This is a genomic window from Brotaphodocola sp., assembly GCF_050873065.1.
Lineage (GTDB): Bacteria > Bacillota > Clostridia > Lachnospirales > Lachnospiraceae > Brotaphodocola.
The window spans coordinates 22336-35655 of sequence record NZ_JBNMIC010000007.1; the positions used below are offsets into that span (position 1 = coordinate 22336).

At 46.2% G+C, this 13320-nt stretch carries 7 protein-coding genes and 1 riboswitch; of the genes, 6 read left to right on the forward strand and 1 reads right to left on the reverse strand.

The features are described 5' to 3' along the window. Positions 1–167 precede the first annotated feature (167 nt). Positions 168–7040, forward strand: a complete 6873-nt coding sequence (locus ACR0QE_RS03545) for an FMN-binding protein (protein ID WP_432626985.1) — start codon at positions 168–170, stop codon at positions 7038–7040. A gap of 436 nt (positions 7041–7476) precedes the next feature. Here the strand turns inward: ACR0QE_RS03545 and ACR0QE_RS03550 are convergent, their stop codons facing one another. Then, entirely contained in the window at positions 7477–7872 is a 396-nt protein-coding gene (locus ACR0QE_RS03550; RefSeq protein ID WP_432626986.1) for a pyridoxamine 5'-phosphate oxidase family protein, read from the reverse strand. A 325-nt stretch (positions 7873–8197) separates the two neighbouring features. On the opposite strand from ACR0QE_RS03550, the gene ACR0QE_RS03555 reads away from it, so the two are divergent. The 5 genes from ACR0QE_RS03555 (at position 8198) to ACR0QE_RS03575 (ending at position 13234) form a co-directional block, all read left to right on the forward strand. Further along, positions 8198–8575, forward strand: a complete 378-nt coding sequence (locus tag ACR0QE_RS03555; RefSeq protein ID WP_432626987.1) for a winged helix-turn-helix transcriptional regulator — start codon at positions 8198–8200, stop codon at positions 8573–8575. Between the two features lie 759 nt (positions 8576–9334). Then, the gene (locus tag ACR0QE_RS03560) at positions 9335–9733 is read left to right on the forward strand and encodes a TetR-like C-terminal domain-containing protein (RefSeq protein WP_432626988.1); all 399 of its coding nucleotides are present in this window, start codon (positions 9335–9337) and stop codon (positions 9731–9733) included. Positions 9734–9843: 110 nt separating this feature from the next. Further along, the gene (locus ACR0QE_RS03565; RefSeq protein ID WP_432626989.1) at positions 9844–10365 is read left to right on the forward strand and encodes a GNAT family N-acetyltransferase; all 522 of its coding nucleotides are present in this window, start codon (positions 9844–9846) and stop codon (positions 10363–10365) included. A 133-nt stretch (positions 10366–10498) separates the two neighbouring features. Continuing rightward, positions 10499–10609: riboswitch (TPP riboswitch) on the forward strand. Between the two features lie 159 nt (positions 10610–10768). Next, entirely contained in the window at positions 10769–12127 is a 1359-nt protein-coding gene (thiC, locus tag ACR0QE_RS03570) for a phosphomethylpyrimidine synthase ThiC (RefSeq protein ID WP_432626990.1), read from the forward strand. 219 nt (positions 12128–12346) lie between these two features. Further along, positions 12347–13234 carry a MurR/RpiR family transcriptional regulator gene (locus tag ACR0QE_RS03575; protein WP_432626991.1) on the forward strand — a complete coding sequence of 296 codons (888 nt, stop codon included), beginning with the start codon at positions 12347–12349 and terminating at the stop codon, positions 13232–13234. The last annotated feature ends 86 nt before the right edge of the window (positions 13235–13320 follow it).

Below are 13320 nucleotides of genomic sequence, written 5' to 3' on the forward strand. Positions count from 1 at the left end.
AGAAAAATAGACCAATAAGCCCGGCGTGAAGAAGTTGACAAAAAAGGTTTGCTATTGCTAACATAAAAACCATAAAAAGTTAGTAACAACTAACTGATTTTTCACAGGGAAAAAGCGGCAGAGATTTAGTAGGTTTTGGACGCTGTGAAGATACAAAGGAGGGCAACATGAAAAAGGCACTGAAAAAGCAGGCAGCATTTGTGATGCTTTCGGCAGCGGTTGCGGTGCAGACCGGATTTCCGGGATATGCGGCGACATCTGTTACGGGAAGCTGGGCAAATGAGGATGGCGGATGGAAGTTCTACAATTCTGATCATCAGGCATATACCGGTTGGGTAAAGACGGAGAGTGGATGGTATTATCTGAGTCCGGCAGACGGAAGAATGGTGACCGGATGGCAGAAGATCGATGGCTTCTGGTACTATTTTGAGACCGCGCAGGAGGGAATCGAGGGACGGATGCATACCGGATGGTATAAGTCCCCGCAAAATACCTGGTATTTCTTTGAGAACGGAACAGGAAGCGCGACAGAAGGTCATATGGTGACCGGATGGCAGTGGGTGGACGGATACTGCTACTATTTCTCCGCAGAGTCTTCCGAGCAGCCGGGCATTCAGGGAGCCATGTATGCAGGACGGCGCACACCGGATGATTATCCGACAAATGCAGATGGCCAGTGGACACAGGAAGATCAGGCAGTTTATCGTCCGGGTCTCGGATTCAGCACGAAGACAAGTGCCTCAGCCGGCAGCAGCTCTAGCAGCAGTTCAAGTGGCGGAAGTCATTCCGGCGGCGGCAGCAGTTCCGGCGGAAGTTCCTCCGGAGGAAACAGTTCTGGTAATGGATCCAACAATGGCAATAACGGGTCAAATGATAACCCAAGTACGCCGGACAAGCCGAGTACACCGGACAAACCAGATACACCGGACAAGCCGGACACTCCGGATAAACCAGATCAGCCGGATACCCCGGAGCAGGAGGAGTACCAGTACCTGCTGATGAACATTCCGTATGAGGAGTTCTATGAGGCAGAGGTTGAGGGAAATTCTGAGGGCGTTGATGCAGTTACTTCTGCGACGAAAGTGAAGACGAGAAACGGAAGCCTTGTCGCAGGTTCTTACCATGTAAGCAGCGACGGAACGGATATCAGCGGTGTGACTTTCCCGGTTAAGATCAAGAAGGATGCAGATCTTAGCAAGTTTAAGCAGATTACAGACAACGATTCTCTGACAATCACGGTGAACAACCGTGGACAGGATGTGACAACCGAGTACAAGGGCAGGGAAGCACTGTTTGAGAGTATAGATTACTCCTACTACGTTCTCGCGGAGACGCCGTCCTACTACAAGGAAGTTTCTATCGATGCAGATGGAAAACTGAGTTTTGGAAAGACTGAGGGTACGGAGAAAAATGCTGACAGCGTTTTGGCAAAACTTTCCACGACGAGCAATTACGGCGATTATCAGCTGAGCTTTGAGGGTATGCCGGATATGAGTGCAGATACGATTTATGGTGTCGTTCTCCACACGGAGGAGGGCGAGGATTATGGTCTGCGCCATCTTGAAAACATCTGGAGACAGACAAGTCTTGCGTGGTCTGTCGGATTTACGACCGCATCTCATGGAAGCCCGCTCTCATTTGAGCATTACCAGTCGATGATGGGCAAGAAACTGACGGGAATGACCTATTACACAAGTGCAGGAATCGTGGAGATCCCGTTTGCTGAAGGCGTGTATGTTCCGGTGAAACTGGCATCTGGCCTGACGATTGAAAATGGTGCTGTCGATGCAGGTGAGACAGGAATTGCTGTCAGCGGAGCAGAACTTCCGGCAGATTTTGATGCCGAGTATGTAGTAAAGAATTCCCTCGGCGAGAGCGTTGAAGTTTCTTACGATGCAGAGAGTGGAAAGCTGACCTGGGAAGGAAAGCTGAATGCAGGAAGCTACACGCTGACAGTGACCGACAAGTCCGGCAAGTATGCGCCACTGACCGGAAACTTTGTGCTTGAGACGGAGGCGGTTCCAGCAGCATTTACGCTGACCGAGGACGGCTGGAAACTCACAAAGACGGATGATGTTTCCGATGAGGAGTTCCGTGCTTATTTATCTGCAATCACGAGTGTAAAGGTTGGTGAGAAGAATTACTCAGCAAGCGGACGCGGAACGGTGAAGATCATCGATACGATGACCGGAGAGATCGACTTTACCGCAAAATCAAACAATGAGGCAATCTTTACCACGGGAGAGACGTATCAGCTTGAGATCACGGCAACTGGATACAAGAAAAATGTAGTCGGAACTGTGACCGCAGAGGAGAAGAAGCCGACGATAACCGCAAAAGCCGGTGAAGCAACTGTCGAGGAGAACGAGGAAGGCGACTATGTAGACGGAAGCTATCAGGCAAAGGTTCTTGTCACCACGGATGCAGATGGAAAAATCCTCTCAATCAAGGATAACGGAACGGTTCCTGGCAGATTTAACAATTCTTACTGGAACAATGCGACAAAGATCTTTGAGAGATTTACGGGAAAGACCGTCGATGAGATCGATGGAATCGATGCGATCACCGGGGCAACCGTTTCCTCGAATGCGATCAAGCAGGCAGTCAAGAATGCACTCAAGAAGAGCGATGTCTCTGACGAGTACCAGTATGTACTGATGAATATTCCGTATGAGGAGTTCTATGCGGCTGAGATTGAGGGAAATGAGATCCCGGTAGATAGTGTTTCTTCTGCGACAAAGACGAAAACGAGAACGGGAAGCCTTGTAGGAGGCTCTTATCACACAAATTCAGATGGAACAAAGATCGATGGTGTGATCTTCCCGGTCAAGGTTGCGAAGGACATGGATCTGAGCAAGTTTAAGCAGATCACGGACAGCGATTCTGTGAGCATCACGGTGACGAACCGCGGACAGACGAACACGACGGAGTATAAGGGCAAAGATGCACTGTTTGAGAGTGCAGACTACTCCTATTATGTTCTCTCTGAGACTCCGGATTACTACAAGGAGCTGGTGGCTGGCGAGAATGGCACGCTTTCCTTCGGTGAGGTTCAGGGAGTAAGAGTTATAAGCACAGGTGCAATTGCAAAACTTTCTACCGAGAGCAATTATGGAGATTATCAGCTGAGCTTTACCGGACTTCCGTCTGCAATCAGCAACGACACAACGGTTTACGGAGTTGTTCTTCACACGGAGGAGGGCGAGGATTACGGTCTGCGTCACCTTGAGAACATCTGGCTGAGAACGAATCTTGCATGGTCCGCAGGTATTGTGACGACGACTCATGGAAATACACTTGCGCCGGAGCACTACAAGTCGATGATGGGCAAGACAATCACCGGAATGACCTACTACACAAGCGATGGTATTCTGGAGATCACGCTCGACGATGAGGTCTATGTGCCGTTCAAATTCGCTCATGCAGAGTTTGGCGTTTCTGGTGCAGCTGTCGGAGCTGGAAAGGCAGAAATCACCGGACTGGATGCAGTCCCGGAGGATTACGAGGCAGAGTACATGATCACCGATCCGAACGGAAATACCGCAGAGGGATTCAAAGTTGAGAACAGTGAGATTGTCTGGAGCGGAAAGGCGATTGCGGGAACGTACACGCTGACGGCAAAGGACAAGGGTGGAAAGTATGCAGAACTGACTGCAAGTTTTGTTCTGACATCTGAGAGCGTTCCGGCAATGGCAAAGGCAGATAAAGATGGCGTTTGGTCTCTTGCAGCAGCTGAGGATGCAGCCGAAGACGAGTTCAAGGCTTACCTGTCCTCGATCGTTTCTGTGACGGTAAATGGAACGAAATATCAGGCAAGCGGACGAGGCGCTGTGAGCATCATCGACCCGAATACCGGTCTGATCAAGACGGATGCAAAGAATGGCGATGAAGCAATCTTTGTGAACGGCGAGAAGTATGAGATCGAGGTTGAGGCAACCGGATATGAGAAGAACCTGACATTCGAGATGACCGCAGGCGAGGCACCGAAGCCGGAGGGAACCGTCGCAGAAGGATCTGCAATGGTAGAAACCTTCAACTATGAAGCTAAGATAAAAGTTACTTATGATGCAGAGAGCGGTGTGATTGAGAAGGTAGAAGATAACGGAACGAATCCGGGCAGCAATCAGAGCTTCTGGCAGATCGCATTGGATAAAGTGTTATCTCGTTTCATCGGCAAGACCAAAAACACGGTGGATGAGGTGGATGCAAAATCCGGAGCAACTTATTCTGCAAATGCAATTAAGAAGGCTGTGAAAAATGCACTTCCGGATGCCGGAGAAGCAAAACCGGAAGCACCGAAGCTGACAGCGGTGGATTCCCGCACGAAATTCCTCTATGCAGGAACAGATACAGCAGAACTCGCAGTTGTGGCAGAAGATGGCACTGTTGTGAAGTACACAATTGATGGCAGTGATCCGTCCGCAAATGGAAGCAGTGTTCTGACTGCAGAGGATGGCGTGATTGTAGTAACTCCTAAGACAAATGCAGACCAGACGATCACGGTAAAAGCGGTTGCAGTCAAGAACGGTGTCGCTTCCAATGTTACAGAAACCGAGATCCAGTTTGTGGAAATTCCGGATATAAAGAGTGGTCTGAAAGTATATCAGGGAAGCTCTACGGTCAACACTCCATCTGGCAAACCGTACACAGCAAAGCTGAAAGTAACTGTTTCTGACGGAAAGATTGTCAAAGTGGAAGACAATGGAACCGAGACAAAGGATATCCGCGATGAGGCGTTCTGGGGTCCGTACCTCTTCTCAAAGCACGAAGAAGGCATTTCTGAGAAGTTTGCAGGCAAGGATCTGGCAGAGATGCTGAATGCAAAGACTGTTCCGAACAGCACCTCAGATCTGAGAGTAGATGCGATCACAGGAGCAACTGTATCTTCAGATGCTGCGAAGTATGCGGTGATTGATGCACTGCGCTCTGAGCCGGTTGATGAAAGCGATGAAACTGTTGTGGCACCGGAAGTAAGTGCATACTGGGGATCTCTTGTAGCGCAGACCAGCAATGGTGTGGCTCTTAGAATTGAGAAAGCAGAAAATACAACTGTTTACTATACGACAGACGGCTCTGATCCGACTCAGGATGATGAGACAACTTCCTATGGAATGGCAACCATCTATGCACAGAACGGAAAAGCCGGAAAGGTAAAAGTAAAACTTGCTGCATTTGATGAGAATGGAAATCGCAGTAAGATTGTTTCTGTATGGTGCGTATTTACCGATGAGGTTCCGGAAGTTCTTTACAAGTCTGGAACTTACACGGGAAGTGCCGACGATCTCGAGGCAACAGTAACTGTGACAAATGGTTACGGAAGCAGACCGATCATTTCCGGTATTGAACTGGATGAGGATTCCGAGAAAGAGTATGCAAACTTCCTTTCAGAGCTGATTGCGGAGATTTATTACAAGCAGAGCACACAGATCAAGCCTCTTGCAGGTTATGATGCGGACATGCAGCAGAAGGTTCTCGATGCAGTGGAGTCTGCTCTTGAGAATGCACTGAGTGCAGAAGTAGAAGTTTCCATGACTCCGGAGAAGAAGATTTATGGAAGTTATTACGGAACCTATGAATTCGACGAGGCACCGGAGGTAACACTCAGCTGTGGAATCAAAGATGCAGAAATCTACTATTATGTAACGGATTCCTTCACTTCAGAAAATCCGAGTGTTGATACCTGGACCTTATATGAGGATGCGTTTACACCGGAATTTACGAAGGAAAAGGGTGGTACCGTTTATGTTCAGATTGCTGTGACAAGAGATGGCGGTGAGAACTGGCTGGATACCAAGCAGATTTCGATCTCTTACAAAGAGAAGGCAGATGATAATACCGTAATGATCGGTGATACCGGTTACTCAAGTTTTACAAAGGCACTGGCAGCCGTTCAGGATGGAGATACGATTGTCCTTAATAAGGATATCTCTCTTGATGGAACTGTGACAATGCCGGATGCAGAGTTTACGATTGCTTCTGCGGATGGAGAGTGCTATAAGGTAGAATCGAACAAAGCACTGGAACTCAATGGAAACCTGACACTTTCTAATGTGGACTGGCGTGCAGATACTTACCTGAATGGTTATGACTTTACCGCAGGTGAGGGCGTTGAACAGGATAGCTGGAGATTCAGCTACACGAAACTCTATGCAGGCTCTAAGAAGGGCAATGTGGAGGCAAATCCGGAGATTTCGATTTCTTCTGGACAGTTTGAAATCTATGGATGTGCAAGAAATGCAGAATTGACTGGAAATGTAACGATTTCTGTTGATGGAAATGCAGTTGTGAAGATTGTCGGTGCAGAGTCCGGAAGCAAACTTGACGGAGATATCGATGTGACGATCAATGGCGATGAGGGCGCAAGACTGGATTCCTTTATTGGAAGAGAGAGCAGTGCAGAAGTTACCGGAGATCTGAATCTGACGATTGAGGGTGCCGTTCAGCTTACTGCATGGGGCGGAACTTATCAGGCAATTCAGTACAACAGTGAAGATACCTGGGGAACGCTTGATCTGAGCGATGCAGAACTTTCTGAGAGCGATGCAGAGCGATTTATCGGATTTGAGAATGTGATCACGGCTGATAAGGACGAGATTACGGAGGAGATTCCGGCAGCGGATGAGATTGAGAAGAAGGCTGAGACTGAGACAGATCAGGCAGAGGAAATCACAGAGGACGACAAGACCGCAATGGATGAGGATGCTGAGGAGGATTCCAAGAAGGATGAGATAGCTTCTGATGACAATGAAATCACCAGCGATGATGAGATTATTGATTCTGATGAGGCAACAGACGAGATCACGGATGACACTGAAGATGAGGAAAAGAAGGATTCTTCAGATGACGATCAGGCAGACGAAGCTGAGAAGTCTGAGGAAGATTCTAAAGACAGCGATTCTGAAGATGCTGAGTCTGAAGAAAAGCAGGATGAGAACTCTGAAGCTGACGTAACGGATGCAGAAGATGATACAGAGAACACCGAGGCAGAGGCTGAGAACGATGCCGAGAAGGCAGTTGAAGAGTCTGAGCTGATTGAATGAGTTTTTCCGTCGTAAAGAAGTAGTAAAGCGAGTAGTAGGGCGACGAAGGCGAGAAAGCAGGTGCAAACCCGTGTGAATCGCCGGTGCTTAGGCTGTGTAGTTTACAGCCTTATGCACCGCTGCGATGAACCCGGAGCGAGAGCGGGTTTGCAGCGCTTTGCTTGCCGGAGGAGCCCCATATAACTCAGAGTGGATGCGCAGTGATTCTGAGTGGAAGATGTCAGCAGAGCTGACCAGAATCACGCGCCAAGTCTCCGCGAGCGTCGACTTGAACTATTTTGCAGTAAGATTGCAGTAAAAAAACAGAGATTTCATGGAAGATTCCCCGATTGAACGGGATGGATCCATGAGATCTCTGTTTTTTTGGATTGCATAGTTGGTTGATTTTTTTAAGTAAAACAGCAGAAATTTATAACAAAAAACTAGGAATTATCCCTTACAGCTCCTTTTTGTTATCAGCGCCCGGGGTCGTAACGATGACTTTCTCAGGGGTGATGATCAGAGCACCCTTTGCGGTTGCAGCGCCGCTGAACATCTTCTCGACCATTGCTTTGTAGGTGTCAACGATCACGCCCTCTGTCACATACTCAGCAGTTCCCTTGATCTGATAGCCTTCAAGGTTCTTTGCATCGTAGACAGAAATTGCGATCTTTCCGCCGTTTGCCTCCAGATTCTTTAAGGTAGTATCCAGAAATACATCGCCGATGGTCAGTTTTCCATCATCGCTGATGCTCTTGAATGCAACCGGGACAACGTTCGGCTCATTGTTCTGGCAGGTAGCCAGATCCCACATATTTTCGTTCAGCACTTTCTTTACATTCTCATTTAACATAGTCTGATTCCTCCATTTATTTATGTTTTTCTTATTTATAAACTTTATATTATAAACGAACGGCTTCATTGCGGCTTCTGTCTCTGGAAAACAGGAGCGACGCAGCCGGAACCGTGTTGGGTTGTTTAGTGGGGTACTCGCAAGGGAGTAAACGATTCCGGGCGTCTGTCCCTATTATAGAAAACAGACTCTCAGCCCTCAAGATATTAGGAAATTTGTGAGATACTATTAATTTTCATAGTTACTTGTAAGAAACGAGATATCCCTCTATAATTTTTTTAAGCATTGGATTTTTGAAACAAATCAGGGAAAGGAAGTGGAAATGATGTATCAGAAAAAAATGGAGAAAGATATTCGCTGTCCACTGGAATACGGTCTGGAAATTTTTGGCGGAAAGTGGAAACCCAGAATCATCTGTGTGCTCAATGAGAAAGAAGTGCTGCGGTACAGCGGAATCCGCAGAGAGATGACGAACATTACAGATGCGGTGCTCGCCTCGACGCTGAAAGAACTGATTCGGGACGGAGTGATAGACCGGACTTCTTATGACGAGATTCCGCCGAGGGTGGAATACAGGCTCACGGAGAAAGGCAAATCTGTTGTGCCGATTCTTCAGAGCATCTGCAAGTGGTCTGGAATTTTTTACAGAGATGAGAACGATCATGTTCTCTCTCAGTGTGAAAAGTGCGATTATCATGCTTGATAAGACCTATGGCGGTAAAACGGTCGGAAAGTCAGAACGTGATTCAAAAATATGGGATTATACATGCATAATGATGATGCATATGGAAATGCATAAATGTATAAAAATACAAAAAATCAAGTGAAAAACATCATCAAACTGTCCTTGAGAGAGAATGTAAACCATCAATGAGGCAGGATAAAGGAACCTAAAAAGTAAGTTATAGAAAAGAAAAAAGCAAGTTAAAAACAGGATGAAATCCTGCATGATAAATGCTGTTAACAGGTTGTATAAGGAGCATTTTGGCAGGATTTCATCCTGCTTTTTTGCTATTAAATAAACACTTGTTGATTTAATGAGAGTGAAGTATAATAAAAACACTGCAATTAAGACAACACTTGTTGTGTTAATAAGATTAAACCAACATATGTTGACTTAATGAAGAGAATTAAACCAACATATGTTTAAATAATAAAAAAGATTATCTAAACATATGTCGTGATAATCAGGAATTAAACCAACACATGTTGAGATAAAAAACGAAAAACACAACACATGTTTAAATAAACAAAACAATAAACCAACATATGTTGGGATAAAACGCGATTAAACCAACAGATGTTTAAATAATAGGAGGAAATCTTGTAAAAACTTATGAATAAACCAAATAATAAAAGAAAAAAAGGTTCCATGGAATGCATGGAAAGAGCATTTATTGAGCTTCTTAAAACAAAAGAATTAAACCAGGTTCATGTTACAGATATATGTAAACAGGCAGGATTGAACCGGGCTACTTTTTATGCAAGTTATGCAGATGTTTATGATCTTGCAGATTCCGTCCGCAATAAATTGGAGAAGGCGCTGTCGGAGTTTTACCGCAGGGATTTCGGGGTGGAAAATTATCTTAAGCTGTTCCGCCACATAAAAGAAAATCAGATTTTTTACAAGATGTATTTTAAACTGGGGTATGATAATCGTTGCAGGATTCTTTCGTATGGACGGGATGGAGAAGAATCTGGAGAGCGGCAGACAGAGGAAGATTCGGAGATTCTGGTGGAAGAATATCGCACTGAATTTTTCAGAGCCGGAATGATTCAGCTGATCAGGATGTGGCTCTATAATGGATGCCGGGAGACACCGGAAGAAATGTATGAAATCGTGGAAAAAATCAGAAAGTAAAAGTAAAAGAATAAAGGACAAGAAAAAACAGAGAATCAGAGAAACAGAAAAAACAGAAAAACAGAGAAGCAAAAAAAAGCAAAAAAGCAGGAGAGTAAAGGAAAGATAAAATGAGAGAAATTAAACTCGCACAGCCGGAACAGTTAGAAGAAATTATGGGAATCTATGCGTATGCGCAGAAGTTTATGGCAGAGCACGGGAATCCGACGCAGTGGGAGAGTGTCTACCCGCCGAGAGATCTGATAGAGATGACCATTGATCAGAAAAAATGTTATGTCTGCATGGATGGAGATAAGATGGAAGCAGTCTTTTACTTTGCGAAGGAGGAAGATGAACCGGCTTATCGCCAGCTTGAATCCGGAGAGTGGCTCAATGACAGACCTTATGGGGTGGTTCACCGAATTGCGTCAGCACAAGGGACGCACGGGGCAGCCTCGTTCTGCCTGAACTGGGCATTTGAACAGTGTGGGAATCTGAAGATTGACACGCATGATGACAATCAGCCGATGCAGAACCTGCTCACAAAACTTGGATTTGTTTACTGCGGAAAACTGAAACTGGAAGAGGGCGATTCGAGGGAGGATTTTCAGAAAAACCGGAATCCGTGGAGAGGATACCAGAAAACAAAGTAAAAAATGTTACGGTACAGAGAAAGGGGGCAGTTTGTGCGAATGTATGAACAGCAGCGAAAAAAACTGGACAGAATGATTGGACAGTGATACACTAAGACAGAACACACTGAAAAAATCAGATAATTTTGGATAAAAAGCAAACAGAGGGAGCTTGTGGAAGCAGGCTGAGAGGAAGTAATCGAACTTCGACCTTGATAACCTGATTTGGGTAATGCCAACGTAGGGATCGAATGCGAAAACCGATGATTGAATAGAATTTTCAGACGTCATCCTGTGAAGAACATCTCGTTCCCGCGCAGGATGGCGTTTTTTGTTTCAGAGAAAATCGTGTTCTGTGAAATAAAGATGCTCTGCAAGGGTAGATGGTTGCAATTTATCTTCAAATTATAACGATTTGTGTTTTATGTACGATCTATATATTTTTACGTGCTATGTCGGAGGAGGAGAAGAAATGAGAGAGTACACAACGCAGATGGATGCGGCAAGAAAAGGAATCATCACCCCGGAGATGAAGGTTGTAGCAGAGAAAGAACGGATGAGTGCAGAGGAATTGCGTGTTCTGGTTGCGGAGGGCAAGGCGATCATTCCGTGCAACCGCCTGCACACTTCCATTGATCCGAATGGAATCGGTTCGATGCTGAAGACAAAGATCAATGTCAATCTTGGAACTTCCCGTGACTGGAAGGATATTGACATGGAGTTAGAGAAAGTAAATGATGCAGTCAAGATGGGAGCAGAGTCCATCATGGATTTAAGCTCTTACGGAGATACGCAGGCATTTCGCCGCAAACTGACGGCAGAGTGTCCTGCAATGATCGGAACCGTGCCGATTTACGATGCAGTTGTTTATTATCACAAGGCACTCAAGGATATCACAGCTGAGGAGTGGCTGAAGATTGTTGAGATGCACGCAAAAGATGGCGTGGACTTTATGACGATCCATGTCGGCATCAACAAGAGCACGGCAAAGCGCTTCAAGGATAACAAGCGTCTGATGAACATTGTATCCAGAGGAGGATCCATCATCTTTGCATGGATGATGATGACCGGAGAGGAGAACCCGTTCTACCAGTATTATGACCGTGTTCTGGAAATCTGCCGGGAGTATGATGTGACAATCAGTCTTGGCGATGCCTGCCGTCCGGGATGTCTTGAGGATGCAACCGACATTTCCCAGATTGAGGAGCTTGTGACGCTCGGAGAGCTGACCCGCCGCGCATGGGAGAAAGACGTACAGGTTATGGTAGAGGGACCGGGTCATATGCCGCTTGACCAGATCGCTGCAAACATGAAGATTCAGCAGACAGTCTGCAAGGGCGCTCCGTTCTATGTCCTTGGACCGCTTGTCACCGATATTGCCCCGGGTTATGACCACATCACGGCTGCAATCGGAGGCGCAATCGCTGCGGCATCTGGAGCAGCATTCCTGTGCTATGTCACTCCGGCGGAGCATCTTCGCCTTCCGGATGTCAATGATGTGAAGGAGGGAATCATCGCTTCCAAGATTGCAGCTCATGCGGCAGATATCGCAAAGGGCGTAAAGGGTGCAAAAGACTGGGATCGCGCGATGGGAGCAGCGAGAAAGAAGCTTGACTGGGAAGAGATGTTCAGGCTTGCAATCGACCCGGAGAAGGCGAGAGCATACCGGGCATCTGCAAAACCGGAGAAGGAAGATACCTGCTCGATGTGCGGAAATTTCTGTGCAGTCAAAAACATGAACCGCATCATGGACGGAGAGATTGTTACCATTTTTGATGAATGATAAACACAATAAGAAAATTATTGTTTTAAGTCGGGGTAGTTCGCGACAATGCCGCTAAATTAACAGGAAAGCATGACTGTAACCATAATCGTAACCATAACTACAACCATAATAACCATAACTTCACGAACCTGTTCATTTATAGTATAATAAAGAAAAATGCTTGTTTGTGGAGGCATCGGACTTCTGCCGCATGCAGAGAAAGCGATGGGAAGAGGTATGGTTTTTGAACAACTTACAGAGATGAAGGGATTTACCAATCAGGAGCAGGCTGTGGCCCGCTATATCTTGGAACACACGGAAGAGATTCTGCCAATGTCTGCGGAAGAGCTGGCGAGGGCGTCTTACACCAGCAAGGCGACGGTAATCCGTTTGAGTAAGAAACTTGGGCTTGCCGGATATCAGGAACTGAAATTCCAGATCGTTTCAGAGAGTGTGCAAAACATCCGGATCAATCAGTTGCTTCAGAATGAACCGATCAACGAAAAAAGCACTTATCAGGATATTCTGAATGTGATTCCGGCACTGTATGACAAAGCGATCAGCGATACCCGGATGTGTATGGATAAAAATGCGGTAAAGCGGATTTTTAACAGGATGATGCGGGCAGACCAGATCGATTTCTATGGAAACGGAATCACGTACACACTGGCACAGTCAGCGGCGTTCAAATTTTCTACGCTTGGCATGGAGTGCCGCGCCAAGGAGAGCGTGAACGCCCACTATCTGACAGAACGACAGGATCAGAAGCGGGTAGCTTTTGTAATGAGCTTTACCGGGGCAAATCGTGCGATGATCGATATCGCCCGGTATCTGAAAAAAACAACGAAAACGAGTGTGATCGGTATTGTGGGGCGACACAATGCGGATATTCGGGAATACTGTGATGAGATCATAGAGATTCCATCGAGAGACTCACTTCTGAGTCTTAAAGTCATGACTTCTTATACGGCGAGTACCTATGTGCTGGATGTGCTGTTTGGCATGTGTCTTTCCAAGAATTATGGAGATCATGTGGAGGCAGCTTTGAAAATGGTGAATCAGGAGTCGCTGCGGACTACGGTTGACTATTGGAATCTGATTTATAACAAAGAGAAAAACTCCTGAAAGAGAAAAAATGATCAGGAATGACCCAAAATCATGGAGAATTGGACCATTGGTTCAAAATTTTGACCGGCTGGAACGGCAATTTT

Excerpts from the sequence above, each read along its gene's own strand:
- ACR0QE_RS03545 (WP_432626985.1), top strand. The coding sequence starts at position 168 with ATGAAAAAGGCACTGAAAAAGCAGGCAGCATTTGTGATGCTTTCGGCA.
- ACR0QE_RS03550 (WP_432626986.1), bottom strand. The coding sequence starts at position 7,872 with ATGTTAAATGAGAATGTAAAGAAAGTGCTGAACGAAAATATGTGGGAT.
- ACR0QE_RS03555 (WP_432626987.1), top strand. The coding sequence starts at position 8,198 with ATGTATCAGAAAAAAATGGAGAAAGATATTCGCTGTCCACTGGAATAC.
- ACR0QE_RS03565 (WP_432626989.1), top strand. The coding sequence starts at position 9,844 with ATGAGAGAAATTAAACTCGCACAGCCGGAACAGTTAGAAGAAATTATG.
- thiC (WP_432626990.1), top strand. The coding sequence starts at position 10,769 with ATGTACGATCTATATATTTTTACGTGCTATGTCGGAGGAGGAGAAGAA.
- ACR0QE_RS03575 (WP_432626991.1), top strand. The coding sequence starts at position 12,347 with ATGGTTTTTGAACAACTTACAGAGATGAAGGGATTTACCAATCAGGAG.